Raw genomic sequence first — 22,655 nt, 5'->3', positions numbered from 1 at the left:
GAAAGGAAAGTTGAAATGGAAAACAAACAAGGATTGATCGCCCATTGGTCTTTTGACGAAGTAAAAGGAAAGGAAGCTTTAGATCATGTTACGGGAATCAACGATAAGATTGAGTACGTGTTTAACGAAGCGCAGTATAACGAATCGCACGATCCACAGAGGAGAAAGGGCATCAGCGGCAATGCGCTGCTGTTTGATGGATATTCCAATTGGATCGCACGTCCTGCAGAGAAAATCGTTAAGCTGCAGGACGCGCTTACGATTGAGGCATGGGTGGCGCCGCGTGCTTATGAAAAAGGCATCGAAGCGAGGCTTTCGCCGATCGTAAATCAGCATGACCGCGAGAAAAAGGAAGGGTTTGTCTTTGGTATTTTACGTCATGGCCAATGGTCCTTGCAATTGGGATTATATAACGAATGGGTGGAAATTTGGGCGGATGGATATTTCCTTCCCCTGAATCAATGGTCCTATATTGTTGCAACATATGACCGGAAGAATGCCATGATGAAGCTTTATCTCAACGGCGAAGAGGTTGCCGCTAAATCAATTGTCAGCAACGCTGCGATTACACCGTGCAACAAGGATTTAATGATTGCCATGAATAACCAGGGCTATAAATTGGGCGATACGCCGTATGTGCTTAATATGTACAGCGGCATGATCGATGAATTAAAAATCTATAACAAAGCGCTTTCGCCCGAGGATGTGAGACAGTCTTACCGTCAATATGTGACTCCGCACGGAGGTTCGATTCCAGCGATTCCGTACGACGATATTAAACTGGACCGTCGCTTGCTTGAAAATGACAGGCACCGTCCGCAATACCATATCAGTCCACCGCAGCATTGGATGAACGAGCCGCACGCGCCAATTTATTTTAACGGGCAATATCATTTGTTCTGTCAGCATGATCCGCATGGACCCTATATGCATACGATCCATTGGGGCCATTGGGTCAGCACTGATTTAGCACATTGGCGGGATCTGCCCTGGGCGCTTGCTCCAGAGGAGAACGGCCTTGATCCGGATGGCGTTTGGTCCGGCAGCGCCGCTTATGACGAGAACGGCATTCCAGCATTGTTCTATACAGCCGGCGACGATAGTGCCACTCCTAACCAACGGGTAGGACTGGCGCGAAGCACCTTTCTGAAAGACGGTGATAACGATCTAGTCCGTTGGGAGAAACACCCCGTTCCTGTTATCGTTCAAGAGAAAGGACAAGGCATGTTTGGCGATTTCCGCGATCCTTTTGTCTGGAAAGACGGGGACACTTGGTACTTGCTGATTGGTTCGGGCACCGAGGGCCAAGGGGGAACGGCACTCGCTTATACGTCAAGTGACATGATTAAATGGGAGTATAAGGGTCCCTTTTATATCAGCGATAACATGAAATATCCTTATCTCGGTAACATGTGGGAATTGCCTGTATTTCTTCCGCTCGGACAGGACAAAACAGGAACTGAAAAACATATTTTGCTCATTAGCCCTCTTGGCCCGGGAGCCGATGTGGAAGTCTTCTACTGGATTGGCACCTTCGACAAGGATGCCATGCGATTTACTTCAGATCAGGAAGAACCGCAGTTGATCGATCTAGGCGATTTCCATTTCACAGGTCCTAGCGGCATGGTTGATCCGAAGACGGGACGCCAGCTCATATTCACCATTTCCCAGGGGGTCAGAACGGCGGAAATTAATTATCATTCGGGATATGCCCATAATGCGGGAATCCCCCTTAGCATCTTCCTTCGAGAGGATGGGCGTCTTGGAATAAGGCCCATCGAAGAGATTGAGCTGCTTCGCGGCGAAAAACTCGTAACCATCGAAAATAAATCATTAGACGAAGCTAACAATCTGTTAAAAAACGTCAAAGGCGATATGCTGGGAATTCAAGTAGAGCTGGAAGCGGGAACGTGCAGACAGTTAGGAATTAAATTCCGATGCTCCCCCGGTGGAGAAGAAGAAACGTTGCTCTATTATGACAAGGAAAAATCGGCTTTAATCGTAGACCGCAACAAATCGTCGTTGGACGAATTGGCGGATTGGGACAGAGGGGTTCAAGGCGGAAGACTGATCTTGAACGGAGAGAATTTGAAGCTGCAAATGTATTTGGACCGTTCCATGGTAGAGGCTTATGCCAACGAGCTGAAGAGCTTGACGACCCGCGTTTATCCGAGCCGCACGGATGCGCTTGGATTGCAGATTTGGGGCGAAGGCACCCTGACGGTGAAATCGATGGAAGTTTGGGAAATGAAACGTGCATTTGAGAGTTAGGCCGATTGCGACAAGAGACGATGCTTTTAAAACATTGAGGCTGTCGAGTCCGGCAGCCTCAATGTTTTTTGATTGTATAGGAAATTATGAAAGATAAAAAACTGTGGATAACTCGACGGTTGAAAATAGAAAGGGTAATCAGGATGTTCAAGCAGCATGAGGGTAGAGAAGAACACCGTCACAGAAAAATAAACACACAGTTACATCTAATTCACCTAATGCAGTCTATCAACTGAGGAATAACTGCAGAGATACATCTAAAAGATGGGAACATGGATCGATAGCTAGAATATCGGATAATTAATGCACTATGTTGTTATTTCCACCAAAAGCTTCTTTTCGCCATCGAATAACTGCATATACGCGCTATTTTTAATATTTATTTACCGTGAATGTGTTAAGACAATGGTAAGAAAACAAAAAAGCCAACGGATGAGCACATCGTTGGCTAGAAGGCTAAGTCACCTGTTAGGGTGATTTTGTTCTTTATTTAATTGTGAACATGGAAGTCATCGACATTCAGATGGCCCCAGCCGCCTGTAGCCGTATCTACGAGTTTAATATAGACCACTTCTCCGACATATTCAGAAGCATCCAGTATCATTCTACGCAATATCTCATCATCATTCCAGCCAAGGTTAGTTGTTCTGACGAGCTCGACGTCATCAGAAGCTCTCACAAGTGCAACATATAAATGAATCTGGTCATTGCCGCCGCCCATAAGGAAATTAATTTCCCCAGACCCGGTCAGCTTAAAGTCGTTGGACTTCAAGCTTCCAGTTACTCCATCACCCCCAATGGAAGGATTAAACCCCCATAAGGAATACGTTCCTTCTTGGGAGAAGTCAGTAGCAGAAACATGGTTATCCGTAAAGGCATTGCCGCTTACCGATGTCCAGCCATTCAGGTTTCCAGCTTCGAAATCGGGATTGTCCAAGGTTGTTTTCTCGGAAAGAATCACTCGGCTCTTAAGAACATTCTGGAAAGAAGCTTTGCTTCCATCTACGATTAGACCATAATTTCCGGATGCATAAGCGGTATCTTCAACTTCGATGATCGACTTGCGGTCAATCGAAACCTGAATCATTGTGTTTACAGTCTTCACTTCGACAACAACTGTTTTTCCCGGTTTAATTTTATCCGTTGTCGCATCCTTAAACGGTATTGCTTGGCCGTTGGTCAATTTCTCCAATACTACTTTGTCTTTGGAAGCGTACAAGGTAACTTTGTATCCGTTATTTGCTTCCTCATCGGCTCTAAAGACAAGGCCAGCGCTGCCTTTTTTCCCATCCTTCTTATCGAAGGTGATGTTGGCGCTGTATCGGAAATTCTCATCACTGTTAGCAGACATAATAGTAGTGTTATCTACGGAATCTCCAATTTTTCCGTCTAGTGTATTCTGCCATGCTTGATCAAAGGCCTTCCAACCCATCAGATTCGTATTGAAGTTAGTTTGGTTATTGAATTTAATGTTGTTGAAGAATGCGGTAGTCCGCCAAACATTAAGACCGAAGAGACCGTCAGTAAAGGTATCATCCTCAGCAGTAAGAATAAGCGCATCGTCCAGGTATATCTGGATAACTTTATCCTCTGCTACTGCTTTTAGGTGGTAATTGGTGTTGACCTTTAGCTGCAGTCCATCTTGTTCACCATAGACAGCTAGGAGAGTATGCTGGCCGTCCACTATCTTTATCAGCTTAACCAGGTTGTTGCTAACATCTAATGTGGCCATATAGGTGTTGTTCGCTAAGGCGTCAGAACGGAAGATCAGAGCCCCTGCACCTACGGCATTGCCAACTAAATCCTTATTTGGATCATCAGGGTGTGAGTCCGTATCCGGCACCTGAATATCCGCTTCGTAGGTGAAATTGCTGCCTGAGTTATTGGACACTGCAAAGGAATCTACGCCGCTTTGACCTTGCTTGCCATTACGGGTGTCCGCCCAGTTTCCGTTAATGGTCGTCAAGTCAGTCAAATCGGAGTTGACTGGACTTTCTCCCCAAATGGACTTGATTGGATAGATTTCAAGTGATTTCAGGGTTACTGTTCCGCCTTTGCTATAAATCTCTAGTCCCTTGCTTGAAGGAAGAGGGAACACTTGATTCGTTAACGCTCTTATCCCATTGTTTCCGAAGACTTCAACAGATGAGCGATCCACAAAAATATGCATTTTTACAGTGCCATCCATTAAACCCATAGGGGCTTCTTGTTTCCCTTTTAGATTTCTGCTGAAATTTAAGTTGCCGGAATGGGAACGATCTACGAATAACTGCTGACCTTCCACATCATAACCGACTACGGTTTCCTCCGTAGTCTCACCTCGATTGAATTTACCCTTACGAACCTTAAACCCAAATTCCGAAGCAGTAGCATTGGAGACATCAAACTCCGCAATCATTTCGTAAGTATCGCCTGAAAATTCCGATAAGAGGCTATTATTGTTTTCCGTAATAGACTCGTCCTTTAACTTGATCTTTTTATTATTCTCACGTAATTCCTCTAATGAAACTGGCGTCTGTTTCAGTCGCAGACCGTCAGCGGTTTGGGTCAGCTCCATCTTCCTTGGAAGTGTCATGGACCCTTTCCATGTCGACGTAGGTATCTGGTTTGCATAAGACCAGTTGTTCATCCAAGCCAACCAATATTTCTCCCCGTTTTCGCCTTCAAGGTTACTTCATTCCACTCCCGCGTAGAAATCTCCGCCATAATCGGACCATAGTACTTTATCAGGAGTGTTATCGCTTTGGAACGAATTACCGTCAAAGTCGCCGACAAAATACATCATACCGGCTCCGCCGGCAGCAGATCCGTTTTGAAGACTCACCTGCAGAACCCACTGCTTATTATCCGGATTTTCATCTACAGGTAAGGTGAATAATGCAGGGCATTCCCAGAAACCTGCGTATCGGCCATAGGTGGAAGGAACCCATTGGCCAGTTACTCCATTCCAATCAGTTAAAGCTCCACTCTGGAATAATTCCGGTTCCTCCGGTTCGGCGGCAATCTGATCGACTGCATCGGGCATAGGACCCGTGTTATTAACATTCACGTCGTCTACGTTAATATGACCCCAGCCGCCTGTAGAGATATCAACGACCTTGATGTAGAAAACTTCACCCAAGTAAGGGGATGCATCCCAAACATACTTGCGATATTTCTCATCATCCGCCCATAGCTTGTTTTCTTGTCGAATGAGTTCCTTATCATCTGAAGCTCTAACCAGTGCGGCATATCTGGATTTAAGATCGTTACCGCCGCCAAGCATGAGATTAATCTCCCCTGATCCACTGAGCTTGAAGGGAGAGGAGTGAAGCTCACCTATTGATTCATCATAGGGAGGTACGGCTGCACCCCACATATGACTGTTGCCTTGATGACCGAAAGGTCCGCCCCAATAGGAGGTGGCTTCAGACACATGCTCATTGGTGAACGCATTGCCTCGAGCTATTGTCCAGCCGCTTAGATCCCCGGTTTCAAAGTCATGGTTCTCAATGTCCGCAGCATCCGTGATAATAAGCTTTGTTTTTTGTATATTCTGAAAAACAGCTGATAAATTCGAGGTATGAAGGCCGAGTAATCCGTCCGTGTAAGTTGGATCAGCAGCAGCCAGGGCCTGGTTGCCGTCTAAATAGACTTTAATATCTGTGCCTGCCGCACTTATCTTCAAGTGATAGGACTTGTCTGGTTCAATATCCGCATCCGATTCCGCTATAACCGTGCTTACACCGTCAACCAGCTTAACGAGGATGAGCTTATTGCTCGCATCGTCAATACTGACCGCATAGCCGTTCTTAGCCTCTGGATCCGCACGGAACACGAGTGAAGCTGCACCGCCGTCTCCGGAATCTGCGAATATCTTGATATTGGATTCGTAGCTGAACGTGTCAGCTGAGTTTTTGCTCATGGTATAAGCTTCACCATCCGAGCTTCCTTGCTTACCGTCAAGGGTGTCCTCCCAAGTTCCAGTGACAGACGACCACCCGTTCAAGTTGGTCACTACGTTAGATGTATTGTTAAACTTCATATTCCGGAAAACGGAATTTGAATTCCATGTAGTTAAACCGTAATGTCCGCTCTCTAGAGTAGAGTCCTCTAGTTCTATGACTAATTGATCATTCAGAAAGACTTTGATCTTGCTTCCGTTAGTTTCTACTTTCATGCGGTATTGGATGTCGATATCAAGCTCCATGGACGTTGAAGCAAGCTCCGTTTCTATACCTTCTTGAAGCAAACGCAGGCTCACGACATCATTCTCAGGATCAAGAACAGCAACATATCCATTTCGCATTTCTGAATCCGAGCGGAATACAAATCCGCCTGAACCTTTGCGACCATTGAATTCAACAAGGATTACTTCTCCTTCATAAGTGAAGGATCCGCCTTTCTGAGCAGAGATCGCAGAGGAGGAAGCGCTCTGTGCAGCGTTGCCTTGAATACCTCCATCAACTCCGAAATCGCTTTCATGATTCCACACCTTGAGATCCGGGGAGGAATATAACATGACTTTATTGTCCGCAGCTAGAAGCATGACCCATTGGCTTGATTCCTCGTGCCAGAATACCTTTGGATCTCTCCAATCGAACTGAGGGGGGTTTGGCATCACGGGGTTGCCTTCGTACTTAGTCCACGTTCTTCCTTTGTCGTTGCTATAGGCAATACTTTGTACCTGTCTAGGTCCAGAAGCATGCGTAAAAATAGCAACCATCGCTTCTTTGCCGAAGCCAGCTGTATTATTCCAATCAATAACTGCGCTACCAGAGAATATCAAGCCATTCTCATCGGGGGGTAAGGCAATAGGTAAGTGTTCCCAATGGATGAGATCCTTGCTTACTGCATGTCCCCAGTGTATGGGACCATTTGTGGTAGCATAGGGATGGTGCTGATAGAATAAGTGATATTCACCTTGATAATAGACCATGCCGTTCGGATCATTCATCCAATTAGCTTCTGGGGAGAAATGATATTGGTTACGGAAATCCTCTTGGTAGTATTGCGACTCTTGTACTTTAGCTTTTGCTTCAACTGTAAGGTTAGCAGGAAGAGCTAGTGTTAGTGATAGTGCAAAAGCTGCGAATATTCTACCTGATTTCTTCAAATAAACTCATCACCTTTCATAATTGAAATAATAAATCTGGATTCAGCTAATTTTATTTCCAAGGCATCACCTCTTAATTACGTAATCGTTTACGTAAACGATTACATCCCTTCCAAAATTTATGCTACCACATTATATAAAGCGCTTGCAAGATAGAGGAGGATAATAAATGAAGTTATATAATATTTGGTAAATTAAGCCTTTGACAATTATGAAAGAAAGCGGTTACAATTAGTTCGCGCTAGTAAATCAAGGTTCATTATCGGCAAATAAATTTGTATCCCTGCCTAATTGAACCTTATTTTTTTTCTCTTTTACGTAAACGTTTACGCAAACGATTACGTAAAAGAGAAATCATTTAATACCAAGGGAGGTGGAGAATAAAGTAATCCTGTTGAATCTTACATAATTGCGACTGGAAGATACAACAGAACGTACATCGATGAAGATTATGAAGGTTTATTCAACAAAAAAAAATTTTCTAATTACAGGAGGAATTATTAGTGACAGTATCTTGGAAAAACTACCTTTATAGAACCTTTTGCGTGCTTCTTGCCGTTGTGCTATGGCTGCCATTAGATCTACCCGCAGGTACAAACACAGCACATGCCTTTGCCAATACGATAACTAACCCGTCTTTTGAGGATGGAAATCTGAACGGCTGGACAGTAACAAGCGGGACTTCCTTCAGTTCCGGAGATGTTGCGACGGATACGGACTACTGGAATAAGCAAAAGTTTAACCAAAATAATTTCTGGCACATTTGGGGAGGAAAAGGCGATAACTCTAAGCTAGGTGTGTTGCGTTCAGAGACCTTTACACTTGGGGGCAATGGTCTGATTGACTTTAAAATCGGAGGAACCAACGACCTCGCTAATGTTTACGTGGCGCTTGTGCGCAATTCGGATGGTGTAGAATTGATGAAAGCGACAGGAACCAATTCGGATGCGTATTCTACGGTCAACTGGAATACTTCCGCTCATGTGGGCACGGTGGTATACATCAAATTGGTGGATAACTCGACAAACGGACATTTGAATATCGATGATGTTAATGTCCCGCCTACAGCATCGCTCAACGCACACGTTGAACCGGCGCTGTACAACCATGATTTCGAACTGTCGGATTTGTTCCCTAGCACAATCAACGGCTGGATCAACGTCAGCGGTGATGCTTTCGCGGCGAGCAGCCTGACGCATGAGGAATATTACAGTCAAGGCGGCAAATTCGGCAAAGTCGGGAACTATCACCTGTGGGGCTTCAAGGTCGGAGGCGACACTGAAGTCGGCGTTATCCGATCAACTGACTTCACCGTAGGAGGAAACGGCGGTATCGATTTCCTGATCAACGGTGGTCGGAACATTAGCAACTTGTACGTAGCGTTGGTTCGGAATTCGGACGGAGTGGAATTGATAAAGGAAACGGGACGCAATTCGGAGGCTTACCAGCGCGTATTCTGGGATGCATCCCCTTACATTGGACAAGACGTATATATCAAAATCGTCGACAACAATACGGACGGCTGGGGACATATCGGAGTAGACGATTTCAATGTCTTCAATTCCAAATATGCGGGCGGCTTGCTTGGTCATTGGAAACTGAACGAAGCCAGCGGCGCAAACGCGCTTGAAACCGTATCGAATACCTCTGATCCGGTCGCGTATCACCTCAATACAGGTATGAACCAGCCTGCTCAAAGCCCATTGTGGAAAACAGACGGCATCAGCGGCGGCGCTCTGCTCTTTGACGGCTATTCCACATATGTAACGAGGACACCGGAAAAAACTCCAGCTCCGGGAAAAGCTCTTAGCGTCGAAGCTTGGGTAGCGCCTCGAAACTTTGAGCATGGCGACGATAACCGCTTGTCGGCTATTGTCAACCAACATAACCGTGAAGCGAAGGAAGGCTTCATCCTAGGCAACTACCGTCACGGTACTTGGGGACTCCAATTCGGAACCGGCGAAAACTGGCGTGAAATGATGTCAGAGACGCTGCTCCCGATTGATGAGTGGAGCTACGTAGTTGCAACTTATGAAAGCGCTACAGGAATCGCTTCCCTGTACCTGAACGGCAAACAGGTAGACTCGGCCCAGTTTCCTGCAGGTGAAGCCATTGTTCCAAGCGCAACCGATCTGATGATCGGCAAGAACAATCAGGGCTTCTGGCTGTATGGCTTTAACCTGAACATGTTTAGCGGTCTTATTGATGAAGTGAAAGTACGCAGTATTGCTATGGGCGCTTCGGAGGTTCAAGGAGCTTACGATGCTTATGTAAATGCTTTGCCAGGAAAAAATCTGCCTACGGCGAATAACCGAATCGACAGAAGCAAGCTTGCTAATGACAAAGAGCGTCCGCAATTCCATGCGCAGCCTCCCGCGCATTGGCAGAACGAGCCGGGCGGTCCGATTTTCTTCAACGGACAATATCATGTTTTCTATCAAAGCAATCCTAGAGGACCATACTGGAATCATATCCGTTGGGGCCATTTGGTCAGTACGGACATGGTGAAATGGAGAGATGCCAAGGACGCGATCATTCCGGAGAAAAATGCAGTTGATCCCGAAGGCGCATGGGCCGGCGGGTCTGCTCTTGATGGCAGCGGATTACCGGTTCTCTTCTATACCGCCGGCGATGACAGAAGAACGCCAAGCCAACGGATCAATATCATGCGCACAAAGTTTCCAGAGGATGGAGACAATGACCTGAACAATTGGACAAAAAGTCCAAAGGTCATCGTGGATCAACAGCCTGGAGAAGGGATCATGGGTGAATTCCGCGATCCGTTCGTCTTCAGAGACGGCGACACATGGTTTATGCTCGTTACGTCTGGAAAGCCGAATGATGCGGGCGGTACGGCACTGATTTATTCAACGACAGATCCGACACTGGAAAGCGGTTGGTCTTTCCGCGGCGACTTGTATTCAGGTGATTACGGCCTGTATCCTCAAACCGGCCGCGTTTGGGAGCTTCCGATTTTAAGACCTCTTGGCAACAGCGGCAAGCATATTCTCCTGATCAATCCGGCGAAAATGTCCCGGGGGGAATTTCAATCACGTTTTACTTATTACTGGATCGGTTCATGGAATGCTGCGACAGCGCGTTTCGTACCTGACAATCCGGAGCCTCAGCTGCTTGATGTGGGCGAACACTTCACAGGACCGGCTGCAGATGTAACCCCGGATGGAAGAACAGTTGTTTACAGTATCGCACAAGGCAGAAGACCGGCGACCATGGATTACAACGCAGGGTACGCGCACAGCTTCGGCGCTCCACTGAGCGTATTCTTACGGACAGACGGCAAACTGGGTATGGAGCCGATCTCCGAGCTGCAGTCGCTGAGAGGCTCGCAGTTGGTTAATGTCACAGCAGACACTTCTTATGCAGCAGCAAACACAGCGCTTTCTTCCGTTTCAAACGACATGGTGGATATCGAAGTGGAAATTGCACCAGGATTGGCTAATGAAGTAGGGATCAGCCTGCGTCGTTCGCCGAATGCGGAAGAAGAAACGATTATTTACTATAAACGCAGCTCTAAAGAATTTTTCGTTAACCGCACCAGATCGAGCTTGAACCCAGACGTGGAAAAATGGTTCCACGGCGGCACGGTCGATATCGGTACAGAAAACATCAAGCTGCGGATCTTGGTTGACCGCTCGCTGGTGGAATCCTACCTAAACGGGCAGAAAGCACTTACCACCCGTGCATATCCTACCCGCAGCGATGCGAAAGGCATTCGCGTTTGGGCCAACAGCGACACGAACACGGTAACGGTTAAATCATTGAAAGTTTGGGCGATGAATTCGGCCTATCCAACCGTTAATCCGACAGGAGTTACGGTGCCGGCCAGTAAAACCATTATCAACGGGGATACCCAACTGATTGTACCGAACGTTCTACCTGCTGACGCGACAAACAAAGACGTGATCTGGACGTCCAGCAATACGGCTGTCGCAACAGTCGTAAACGGAAAAGTGACGGCTAAAAATGTAGGTACGGCAACGATCACTGCTAAGACAAGAGTCGGCAGCTTTAGCGGCAATACGGCGATTACCGTTACAGCGGAACCGGCACACGGCGAGTTGATTAATCATGAATTTGATAACAACTTGTCAGGCTGGACGATCCTGAGCGGCGATGCGTTCAGCTACCGTGACGTTACAACAGATAACGACTGGGGCTGGGGCGGTCCGTTTAACCAAAACGGAAATTATCATTTGTGGGGTGCAAAAGAGGGTGCTGATGCTCAAGTGGGCTCAATGCGCTCGGAGAAATTCAAACTTGGCGGCAACGGTCAGATCGACTTCCTAATCGGCGGCGGCAATAACTATTATGACCTGTACATTTCTCTCGTAAGAGCATCGGACGGCGCCGAACTGTTCAAAGCGACAGGCGGAAACGAAGAAGCCTACAGCAGAATGTATTGGGATGCGGCCGATTACATCGATCAGGAATTGTATATTAAAATTGTAGATAATGCTACAGGCGCATGGGGCCATATTAACGTGGACGATGTTAATGTGCCGACTCAACCGCCGGTTGGCACGACAATCACGAATCCGGACTTTGAGACCGGCAATCTGACCGGCTGGACGATGGTGAGCGGCGATGCCTTCAATAATCTGGATGTCACAACTGACGGTTCGAGCTGGCAAGGGCCTTTCAACCACAATGGAACCTACCATATGTGGGGTCATAAAGACGGAGGCGACACCCAGGTAGGGGTTATGAAATCCACAACCTTTACGCTCGGCGGCAGCGGCTGGATCGATTTCCTGATCGGCGGCGGGAAGAGCGACACCAATCTCTATGCAGCATTAGTAAGAGCTTCTGACGGAGCCGAGCTGATGAAAGCCACAGGCTACGATCATGAGTCGTATACCCGGGTATTCTGGGATGCTTCCGCTCACCTCGGAGAGCAAGTTTATATCAAGGTTGTAGACAATGCTACCGGCGGGTGGGGACACATCAACGTGGACGACTTCCGCGTATTCAATACGGAGAGCGAGATTACGACCAGCGATAGATATCAGCATTACGGCGGGAAGTTCCACTTCTCACCGGATCGCAAATGGATGAATGATCCGAACGGTCTCGTATACTACGAGGGAGAGTACCATATGTTCTACCAGCACAATCCGACCGCAACCACATGGGGACCGATGTATTGGGGCCATGCAGTCAGTACCGATCTGATAAATTGGCAGGACCTTCCGATTGCGCTTGAGCCGGACATTAACGGTTTTGTCTGGTCCGGGAGTGTAGTGGTTGATACGAACAATACAAGCGGCTTCCAGACAGGTACCGAGAAAGTCATGGTAGCTATGTATACAAGTGAAAAAGGCGAGAATGCGCAAACTCAAAGCCTTGCTTACAGTAATGACAAGGGTAGAACCTGGACTAAATACTCAGGCAATCCGGTCATACAGATGCCGGACGTGCTTAAAAAGGTAAATAAAGGTCCCGGCGTTTTCCGAGATCCAAAAGTGACATGGCATGAGGCCAGCAATAAATGGGTCATGGTTATATCAGCAGCTGACAGAGTTTACTTCTATACATCCACCGACTTGAAAACCTGGGATAAGGTGTATGAATTCGGCGCCACGCACGGTGAGCATGGCGGAACGTGGGAATGTCCGGACCTGTACCAGCTGTCTGTCGATGGTAACCCGGCCAACACGAAATGGGTTCTTGCGGTGAGCATCTCAGGCGGCACTCCTGCAGGCGGTTCGGGAATGCAGTACTTTGTCGGAGAATTTAACGGCACAACCTTTACGAACGACAACCCGAACACGACCAAGCTTTGGGTGAACAACGGCGCGGATTATTATGCGGCCATCACTTTTGACGGGGCGCCTAACGGACGCCGGATCGCGCTGGGATGGATGAACAATTGGGATTACAGCCAGAGCATCCCAACTTCGATCTGGAGAAGCTCGATGACCTTGCCGCAAGAGATGAAGCTGGTTACGACACCAGCAGGCGTCAGATTGGCCCCAACGCCAGTCGCAGAGGTGAACTCTCTGCGCGGAACGAGCAACAGCTGGGCCAACCAAACGATTATACCGGGCAGCAACCTCCTTTCTTCAGTAACAGGAAGCACGGTCGAAATCGTTGCGGAATTCCAGAACGACACGGCTACAGCTGCTGAATATGGCTTCAGAGTTCGTACAGGCGCTAACAACTCGACCACCATTGGTTACAATAAACCGACTTCCGAGGTGTTTGTCGACCGTACATTCTCGGGAGACTCCAAATTCTATCCTGCCTTTGCAGCTAAACACAAAGTAGTCATGCAGCCTGATGGCAACAAAGTGAAAATGCGGATCATCGTGGACCGTGCATCTGTTGAATTGTACGGTAACGACGGCAAAGCGGTTATTACGGATCAAATCTTCACCGCGATTTCCAATGTGGGTCTTGAGCTGTATTCGATCGGCGGAAATGTTATCTTGAACAGTCTGACCGTTTATCAATTGGACGGAACAAAGGAACTGACCAACCATGATTTTGAGACCGGCGATCTTACCGGCTGGACAATTGTCAGCGGTAACGCATTCACTGCGGGTGATGTGACTTCCTCTCGCAACTGGGGTTGGGGCGGGCCGTTCAAGCAGAATAATACCTACCACCTGTGGGGGTATAAAGAAGGCGCGGACAGCCAGGCTGGAACATTGAGATCGCAGAACTTCGTCCTTGGCGGCACTGGTAAAATCGATATGCTGATTGGCGGAGGCGATAATGCAGCCAATTTATATGTTGCACTGGTTAATGCCTCCACTGGAGCGGTTATTCACAGGGCAACAGGCGCCAATACCGAAGCTTACAGAAAAGTAATCTGGGACGCTGGTGCAAGCGTAGGAACGACTTGTTATATTGAAATCGTCGATAATAATACAGGCGGTTGGGGACATATTAACGTCGATGACATTAATGTACCCGTGAAGTAAGACTCATTTTCTAAAGCTTCGGCTGTCCTGTTCAAATTCATTCAATGAATGAATGTACCTGATAAGGGGCTTCCGGAATTCATAATTTCGGATAGCCCCTTAAATAGGAATCATGTATTGACAACAAAATAATTCGCAAGGTATAATAATGTAAACGATTACGTAAACGTTTTTATATCAATAGTACGTATCGTCTTTAAGGTTTCATAGAGAGATTAGCAACTCCTGCGAGCTTGGGAAACGGCTGCACAGTTTACGAAAGGGAAACGAGAAAATTTTTACTGCATTGCATGAAAACGATTACGTAAACGTTTGTTTGTAAAGGGGAGGTACATCATGGCGTTGGCGAAAGAAAGGTACTTATCGACAAAGAAAAAGACAAACAAGTGGATACAAATCAGAGCGAATTGGGAACTTTATGTTTTAATTGCATTCCCGGTAGCCTATTTCTTCATTTTCAGGTATATGCCCATGTACGGAGTTCAAATTGCATTTAAGGATTTTACTCCTTCCCAAGGAATTTGGGGCAGTGAATGGGTTGGTTTTGAACATTTTCAAAGGTTTTTTGATTCTTATAACTTTGAGCAAGTACTTAAAAACACGGTGTTTCTAAGTTTGCTGCTTCTACTTATTGCTTTTCCGATTCCTATCATTATAGCACTCATGTTGAATCAAGTAGCTCAATTTAGAATCAAGCGTTTTATTCAAACCGCTATTTATGCTCCATACTTTATTTCTACTGTTGTACTGGTCGGTATGGTGTATGTGTTCCTATCTCCGAATAGCGGTCTGGTTAACCATATTATTGTTGCTTTTGGCGGAGATCCAATATTGTTCATGGCGAAGTCGGAGTGGTTTAGGCCGCTGTATATCTTTACCGATGTATGGCAGAACACCGGCTTTGCTTCTGTTATCTATTTGGCTGCATTAGCCGGTATTGATCCGCATTTACACGAGGCAGCAGTTGTTGATGGTGCCAACAAGTGGCAAAGGATCAGACATATCGATTTGCCTGGAATTGCTCCAACCATTACGATCCTTTTTATATTAGCGATTGGGAATCTGATGAATATCGGATTTGAGAAAGCGTTCTTAATGCAGACTGACATTAATGTAGATACTTCCGAAATCATCCCTACTTATGTTTATAAAATGGGGATTCAGCGTGCAGAGTACAGCTTCTCGGCGGCGGTGGGTTTGTTTAATGCTTTGGTTAATCTAGTCTTGTTAATCGTTGTTAACAGAACAGTGAAAAGATTGAACGGTACGAGTTTATTCTAGTGAGGTGAGAAGAGTTGATGCTGTCATCGAAGAGAAAATCAACCAGTGATAGATGGTTTGACTTTACTAATTACGCACTTCTAATCGGATTCACGCTTATGATCATCTACCCGCTTTATTTTATTATAATAGCTTCCTTTAGTGACCCTAACCGGATCTATGAAGGGGATGTCTGGTTGTGGCCGCGGGATATAACCTTCGAAGGTTATCAACGAATTTTCGGAGACAGTGCGATATGGATTGGTTATAAAAATTCCATTCTATATGCAGCTTTGACGGCTATCATTGGCACAACTCTTGCAATAATGGCTGCTTATCCTTTGTCACGGAGAGATTTCTATGGCCGGAACATATTCACGCTTTACTTTGTAATCACTCTGTTCTTCAATGGGGGTCTTATCCCAACCTATTTGTTGGTGAGGCAGTTACATTTGATGGATACACTTTGGGCGGTTGTCCTTCTCACTGCAGTAGATGCATTTGTCATCATCATAGCCAGATCCTTCTTCCAGTCTCTTCCGGAAGAGCTTCGCGAAGCAGCTAACATTGACGGGTGTACGAACATGAGATACATTTGGAGCTTTGTGCTCCCACTATCCAAACCTGTTATTGCCGTGCTTGTATTGTTTGCAGTAGTAAGACAGTGGAACGGATTTTTCGATGCGCTAATTTATCTGGATGATAGTAGCAAATATCCTCTGCAGCTGATATTGCGTAATATTCTTATTCAGAACCAACCAACCGGCAACTTGGTGGACGATATTCAGACGGCTCTCGCAAGACAAAGAATTTCGGAGTTGATCAAATACGGCGTTATAATCATCGCTGCACTGCCACTCTTGATTCTGTATCCATTCCTGCAGCGTTACTTCGTTCAAGGGGTATTCATTGGATCTGTGAAAGGCTGAAGACGGTTTCGGTGAGATTGACTATTGAAGGAGGTGGTTGCAGGTCTAAGTATGAGGAGTTATACAGATTTTTTAACAAGGTTTCTTGCAACATAAAATCTGGGGAGGTTGTTCAATTGAAAAAGAAGACTTCGATATTATTGGCAATGATTATGGTTTTAACGCTGGTTCTGGCTGCGTGTAGTAAAAATAATAATACACCAGAGGCCAGTGATTCCCCTGCTCCTGTACAGGAAAGTGCAAGTGCAAGCGCAAGCGAAAACGCTTCTTTTTTTCCTCTAAAAGAGAAAGTGACCTTAAAAGCGGTCAGCCCAAGACCTCCGCTTGCTCCTAGTGATTTCAACACTCAGCCGCTCATGAAAGAAATTGAGCAAATGACGAACGTTCATGTTGAATGGGATACAATCGTTGAAACGGACTATCTAGCGAAGCGAAATCTGCTTCTGGCCAGCGGCAATCTACCCGACTTTTTCTTAGGCTCGCGTTTCTCAGATACAGAATTGATTAAATATGGTAAAGACGGTACAATCATTCCATTGAATGATCTAATCGAGAATAACATGCCGAATTTGAAAGCAATTTTGGATAGTCGCCCTGATATCAAAGCGGCAATTACAGCTCCGGACGGCAACATCTATGCCCTGCCACAAGGTGAAGAAATTGGTTCCGGTCAACAAGAAATCGGCGCAAACCCGGACTTCCTGTACATCAACCAAGACTGGCTCGACGCACTAAAGCTGGAAATGCCTAAAACGATCGACGAGTACACTGCAGTTTTGAAAGCGTTTAAAACGCAGGACCCGAACGGCAACAAGAAAGCTGACGAAATTCCGCTTACTTACATTGATAATTTCTGGACCGGGGACATCGGAGTGCTCTACGGCGCATTCGGCGTACCGGACAAAACGCATCGTCCGAACAATCCTACGTATATCGATCACTTAAACGTAGATAACGGTGTAGTTTCCTACTCCGCTCAGCAAGAAGGCTTTAAAGAAGGAACCGCTTACTTAAATCAATGGTTCAAAGAGGGTCTGGTTGACCTCGAAGCCTTCACACACGATTACGGCAGCTACTTCGCAAGAGGCAAAACAGAAGTTGAAACCATAGGTTCCATGATCTGGTGGGACAAAAACGACGTCGCTGGACCCGAAAGAGGGGAACACTGGAAGATCGTTCCTCCATTCGAAGGCATGGTTGTGAAATGGAATAGCGGCGGCGGTTTAGGAAGAGACGGCTCTGCTATTACCAAAGATAACAAAAATCCTGAAGTTACAGCCGCATGGTTGGATACCATGTATGAGCCCGTTATGGCAGCTCAAGTTCGCTTCGGTCCGATCGGAGTCTGGTATGATCAAGACGCAAGCGGCAAGCTCGTTGGTAAGACTGATTTAGAGAATCCAGGTGAACTAAGACAATCAACAGCGATCAGCAACGGTATCGGCCTTCTATTAGCAGAATTTACGAACAAAGTCGATTATGTTGAACCGCGTGCTTTGCAAAGAGTTAACGACAGTGTGGAGTTCTATGTGCCACAAATGCAAAAAGAAAAGTTCCCGAATATCTTCTTTAGTGAAGATGAACTGAAGGTTATCGATCGTCTGAAGCCGGATATCTCAGCATACACGAACAAAATGCGTGCGAAATGGTTAATGTCTGGCGGCGTAGAAAAAGATTGGGATGAATTCCAAGCCACTTTGAAGAAAATGGGTATCGAAGAGCTGTTAGCAGCCCATCAAAGCGGATATGATCGTTACCTGGCAGCACAGAAGTAAACATCAGACCAAAGATAAGCCGGAGCAGGTAATTGGCTGCTCTGGCTTGTCTCCCATTACGATTATCCTTGACAGCAATTATTGGTAAGCATACAATTTAAAAAACAGTTACGTAAACGTTTTTATGAAAGTGCGGTGACTAACATTCATGGCCGATATCAAGCAAGTAGCAGAACGTGCCGGAGTTTCCATTGCAACCGTATCACATGTTGTTAATAATACCCGATTTGTATCCGATACCACCAAGTCCAAAGTAGAACATGCCATGAAGGAGCTGGATTATCAGCCGAACTCCGTGGCAAGCAGCCTTCGCAGCCAGAAGACCAATACGATCGGTTTGATCGTTCCCATTCTTCCTTCTGATACATCCAACTTCTTTTTTATGACTGTAGCGCAGGGCATCCAGAACGAATTGAAAAAAAACGGTTATCATCTGTTGCTTAGTACCAATACGACAGAAAATATTGAAGATGAAAAAGAACAAATCCGGTTGTTCAACTCCAAACGAATTGATGGTCTGATCATTGCCCCCATTGCTGAAGAAATGAGTTATTTGAATGATCTCGTTACCAAGTACCCCGTTGTGTTTATCGACCGAAGAACGAAAGGGTATGAAGCGGATTGCGTTCTTGCAGACGGATTTGGCGGATCTTATCAGGCTGTCAAAACTCTAATCGAGAGAGGCCATCGTAATATTGGATTGATTACGGGCGGGCTTGGAATTACAACAAGCGACGAACGTTTGAACGGATACCGAAAAGCGTTGGAAGACCACCAAATTTCTTTCGACCCTTCCAAGGTGAAAGTAGCTCGCTCCACGTTTGAAAGCGGATATGAAAGCGCTCGAGAAATGTTGGCTGAACATGACGTTACTGCGTTGTTCATTACCAACAACGTTCTAACCATGGGAGCAATGGGATATTTACAAGAGAAACAAATCCGAATTCCAGAGGAGCTGTCCGTCATCGGATTTGACGATTACGATTGGACCCGGATTACCAGCCCGCCTCTCACCGTTATCCGGCAGCCGTCTTATGAATTGGGAGAAAAAGCGGCGAAAGTGTTGCTCAGCAGAATTAAACAAAAAACGCAGAAATGCAAAAATTACTGCTTGGACACGACATTAGTCATGAGAGGTTCGTGCTGAATAGGGCCCAAAGACAAGCCGGGACGGCCATTAACTGTTCTGGCTTGTCTCCTATTGAAGCCAAACACAGACGATTTAGAGGAGTGGATAAAATTTGATTACCACAACATCATATAAAGAAGTGTACCGCCCGCAATATCACTTTTCCCCTCCGAGCCAGTGGCTGAACGATCCTAACGGAATGGTATTTTACGAGGGTGAATATCATTTGTTCTATCAATATCACCCGGAAAGCAATCTGTGGGGTCCCATGCATTGGGGACATGCGGTCAGCACGGATCTAGTAACGTGGAGGCATCTTCCAATTGCTCTAAAGCCGGATCACAATGGATTTATCTTTTCTGGAAGCGCGGTGGTGGACTGGAAGGACAGCAGCGGTTTCTTCGACGGCGGCTCCGGTCTGGTGGCGATCTTCACACATGAGGATACGAACCCGGAAACCGGCGGCTCCAGACAGCGTCAAAGTCTGGCTTATAGTCAGGATAAGGGCAGGACATGGACCATGTACAAGGGAAATCCGGTATTGGAAGACTCCAGGTTTATCGATTTTCGTGACCCAAAGGTATTTTGGGATGGACCAAGGCAACGTTGGGCCATGCTCCTTGTCGCAGGTGACCGAGTCATCTTCTATAGTTCTCCTAACTTAACGGATTGGACGTTCTGTAGTGAATTCGGGGAATTAGAGGGTTCCCATGCGGGGGTATGGGAGTGTCCCGATTTGTTCGAGCTGCCGGTTGACGACAATGAGGAACATTCCAAATGGGTCCTTATTGTTAGTATCGGCGATCATCCGGAATCTCCGGAAGGCTCAAGAACCCAGTACTTTATAGGTTCATTCGACGGCACGCAATTCGTGAATGACAGTTCTCCTGACAACTTGTTATGGCTCGATTACGGCAGAGACAACTATGCGGGTGTAACCTGGTCCGATGTTCCTGCGCAGGATGGGCGCAGGTTAATTATCGGTTGGATGACGAATTGGAAATACGCGAAGCTAACGCCCACAGACGTTTGGAGAGGTGCAATGACCATTCCTCGCGTATTGGAGCTGCAGGCAACAAACGAAGGCATACGTCTAATACAGAAGCCGGTCAATGAGCTGAAAGCACTTCGGGAGCCGTTATATGAACTGCATAATCAGCAACTGCAACCGGGTAACAATCTGCTCGAGGAAGTAAGAGGCGATAGTTTAGAGATCGAAGCTGAGATCGAACTCCAAGACGCAGTCGAATTTGGTTTCAAGGTAAGAATGTCCGAAAAGGAAGGCACTGTCATCGGTTTCGATGCTGAAAAAGAAACGCTTTTCATCGATCGTTCTCATTCTGGTTTGACAGACAGCATACATGAGCATTTTTCTTGCCGTCACGATGCAGTACTTAAACCTACAAATAATAGGATCAAGGTTCACATTTACGTGGATTGGTCATCTGTTGAGGTGTTTGCAAATAATGGCGAAGTTGTCATGACTGATCTCATTTTTCCCGATCCGGAAAGTAAGGGGTTAGAGCTCTATACGCGAGGCGGGAACGTTAAGGTGAATTCCCTTTATATATATAGTTTGCGGACAATCTGGTAGAAGAGCGTATAGAAAGAACCGGAGCGAGCTTTCATCTTCTCAGCTCCGGTTTCTGTATACTAGTGTTGACATTATTAGGAATACGAGACTATAATCTAGTCATAAACGGTCATAAACATCTTAAAACGATCACTATATGATCGCATATAGTCAAAACCATCTTTGTAGTCGAGAGGGATATACCATGTATGAAGTTGAACGGAAAAGCAAAATATTGGAAATCATAAAGGAAAATCAACGTGTGGATGTACAAGCCTTAAATAAGATTCTTCAAGTGTCGGAATCCACCATCCGCCGGGATTTGAAGGAACTTGAAGGCAGCAACCTGCTTAAACGAACACACGGTGGTGCTGTTGCCCTACATAACGTCGGTTTTGAACCGACTTTTTCCGAGAAGGAGATCAGCAACAGTGAATTGAAGAAAGCGATTGCAGAAAAAGCGATAGAGTTGATCGTTGAAGGCGATGTCATACTCTTGGATTCTGGAACAACGATGCTTTATCTTGCAAAGGAATTAAAGCGCTTTCGCAAACTGACTGTCGTAACTAATGCTATAACTATTGCTCAAGAACTGCAGGCATATGAAGGCATTGATGTGATTATGCTCGGAGGTTCCCTTCGTAAGGGGATTTTGTCATTGGTGGGACCGTTCGCCGAACAAATCCTTAGCTTGATTCATGTGGACAAAGCATTCATCGCAACGAACGGCATAGATGTAGAAGCGGGTCTTAGCACGCCAAACGTGGATGAAGCAAACATTAAACGCAAAATGATTGCAAGCGCGAAAAAAACGATTTTGCTAGCTGATTCATCTAAAATCGGCATAATAAACCTTGTGAAATTCGCCATTCTGTCGGACATTGACCTATTCATAACTGATAACGGTATTGAGGATAGTTGTGTGTCTGAATTTATAATGAATGGCATCGAGCTGCATATCGCGGAGGGTAACGGTGAGAGAAAGACAGGGTAGATTTAACAATCGAAAACATAGCTAAGGTTCTGAAATATACATAGAGAGAGGGGTGATGCCGCAGACGCAGCGCAAGATTATCTTAGCATTGGTTTTTGGGGGTTAAATTCACGGCTTGGATTTATAAAGGGAGCCAAAGGGAGTGATCAAACATCCAAGCTTTAATGAAGAAACGAGTGTAAACAACGGCTTAGTCCACGGCGAATGGTTGCAGCCCAGTTGTTCACACCCGTATTTGGACCTGCTTGTAAAATCGAGTCGACTTTAAAAGCAAGCTTATTTGTATTGTGCAAGAAATGATGAAATTAATCAAGAGTCCTATTAATGGATCATACGGAAAAAACAAACGATCTGGAGGTTATTATTCAATGAAATTATATAAAATTCTCACGTTCCTCATGCTTTCCATGGTATTACTTCTTACCGCTTGCGGTGGCAACAACAATAACAGCAACAGCAGTCCGAGCCCAAGCGCGAGCGAGAGCGGAGCTCCTGCATCAGAATCAGCTAAACCGAGTGAAGAAGCTCCTGCGAAAAAAATGAAAATCGGATTGACGGTTCCTACACTAGGTAATCCTTTCTTCGTAGCGATGTCCAAAGGTGCGCAAGAAGTAGCTGCCAAATACAACGCAGAAGTTATCGTAGTCGCAGCTGACCATGACCTTGCGAAGCAAACCTAGCA

Annotated in this window: 9 protein-coding genes and 2 pseudogenes; 9 read left to right on the top strand and 2 right to left on the bottom strand. The window is 46.0% G+C overall.

The window, feature by feature from the left end:
• Positions 1 to 15: 15 nt before the first annotated feature.
• Complete coding sequence (locus ACESLK_RS10395) at positions 16 to 2,271, top strand: GH32 C-terminal domain-containing protein (RefSeq protein WP_373229358.1); 2,256 nt, start codon at positions 16 to 18, stop codon at positions 2,269 to 2,271.
• A gap of 490 nt (positions 2,272 to 2,761) precedes the next feature.
• On the opposite strand, the pseudogene ACESLK_RS10390 reads toward ACESLK_RS10395, so the two are convergent.
• Positions 2,762 to 5,239, bottom strand: a pseudogene (locus ACESLK_RS10390) (glycoside hydrolase family 32 protein); the annotation flags it as partial.
• Between the two features lie 570 nt (positions 5,240 to 5,809).
• A pseudogene (locus tag ACESLK_RS10385) lies at positions 5,810 to 7,348 on the bottom strand (glycoside hydrolase family 32 protein); the annotation flags it as partial.
• A gap of 521 nt (positions 7,349 to 7,869) precedes the next feature.
• Here ACESLK_RS10385 and ACESLK_RS10380 point away from each other — a divergent pair.
• The 8 genes from ACESLK_RS10380 to ACESLK_RS10345 all read left to right on the top strand — a co-directional run bounded on the left by ACESLK_RS10380 (position 7,870) and on the right by ACESLK_RS10345 (position 22,653).
• A complete protein-coding gene (locus tag ACESLK_RS10380; protein ID WP_373229357.1) occupies positions 7,870 to 14,313 on the top strand; it encodes a GH32 C-terminal domain-containing protein in 6,444 nt (2,147 codons plus the stop codon).
• Positions 14,314 to 14,649: 336 nt separating this feature from the next.
• Positions 14,650 to 15,594 carry an ABC transporter permease gene (locus ACESLK_RS10375; RefSeq protein ID WP_373229356.1) on the top strand — a complete coding sequence of 315 codons (945 nt, stop codon included), beginning with the start codon at positions 14,650 to 14,652 and terminating at the stop codon, positions 15,592 to 15,594.
• Between the two features lie 17 nt (positions 15,595 to 15,611).
• Positions 15,612 to 16,502 (top strand): carbohydrate ABC transporter permease, encoded by an 891-nt coding sequence (locus tag ACESLK_RS10370; protein WP_373229355.1) that lies wholly within the window; start codon positions 15,612 to 15,614, stop codon positions 16,500 to 16,502.
• 116 nt (positions 16,503 to 16,618) lie between these two features.
• Positions 16,619 to 18,277 carry an extracellular solute-binding protein gene (locus tag ACESLK_RS10365; RefSeq protein ID WP_373229354.1) on the top strand — a complete coding sequence of 553 codons (1,659 nt, stop codon included), beginning with the start codon at positions 16,619 to 16,621 and terminating at the stop codon, positions 18,275 to 18,277.
• A gap of 148 nt (positions 18,278 to 18,425) precedes the next feature.
• Entirely contained in the window at positions 18,426 to 19,424 is a 999-nt protein-coding gene (locus tag ACESLK_RS10360) for a LacI family DNA-binding transcriptional regulator (protein WP_373229353.1), read from the top strand.
• 94 nt (positions 19,425 to 19,518) lie between these two features.
• Positions 19,519 to 21,000 carry a glycoside hydrolase family 32 protein gene (locus ACESLK_RS10355; protein WP_373229352.1) on the top strand — a complete coding sequence of 494 codons (1,482 nt, stop codon included), beginning with the start codon at positions 19,519 to 19,521 and terminating at the stop codon, positions 20,998 to 21,000.
• Positions 21,001 to 21,184: 184 nt separating this feature from the next.
• Complete coding sequence (locus ACESLK_RS10350) at positions 21,185 to 21,973, top strand: DeoR/GlpR family DNA-binding transcription regulator (protein ID WP_373229351.1); 789 nt, start codon at positions 21,185 to 21,187, stop codon at positions 21,971 to 21,973.
• Between the two features lie 368 nt (positions 21,974 to 22,341).
• Complete coding sequence (locus ACESLK_RS10345; protein ID WP_373229350.1) at positions 22,342 to 22,653, top strand: hypothetical protein; 312 nt, start codon at positions 22,342 to 22,344, stop codon at positions 22,651 to 22,653.
• Positions 22,654 to 22,655: the final 2 nt, after the last annotated feature.

Source organism: Cohnella sp. (assembly GCF_041640265.1).
Taxonomy (GTDB): Bacteria; Bacillota; Bacilli; order Paenibacillales; family Paenibacillaceae; genus Cohnella.
This window is presented reverse-complemented; position numbering and strand designations above follow the sequence as displayed.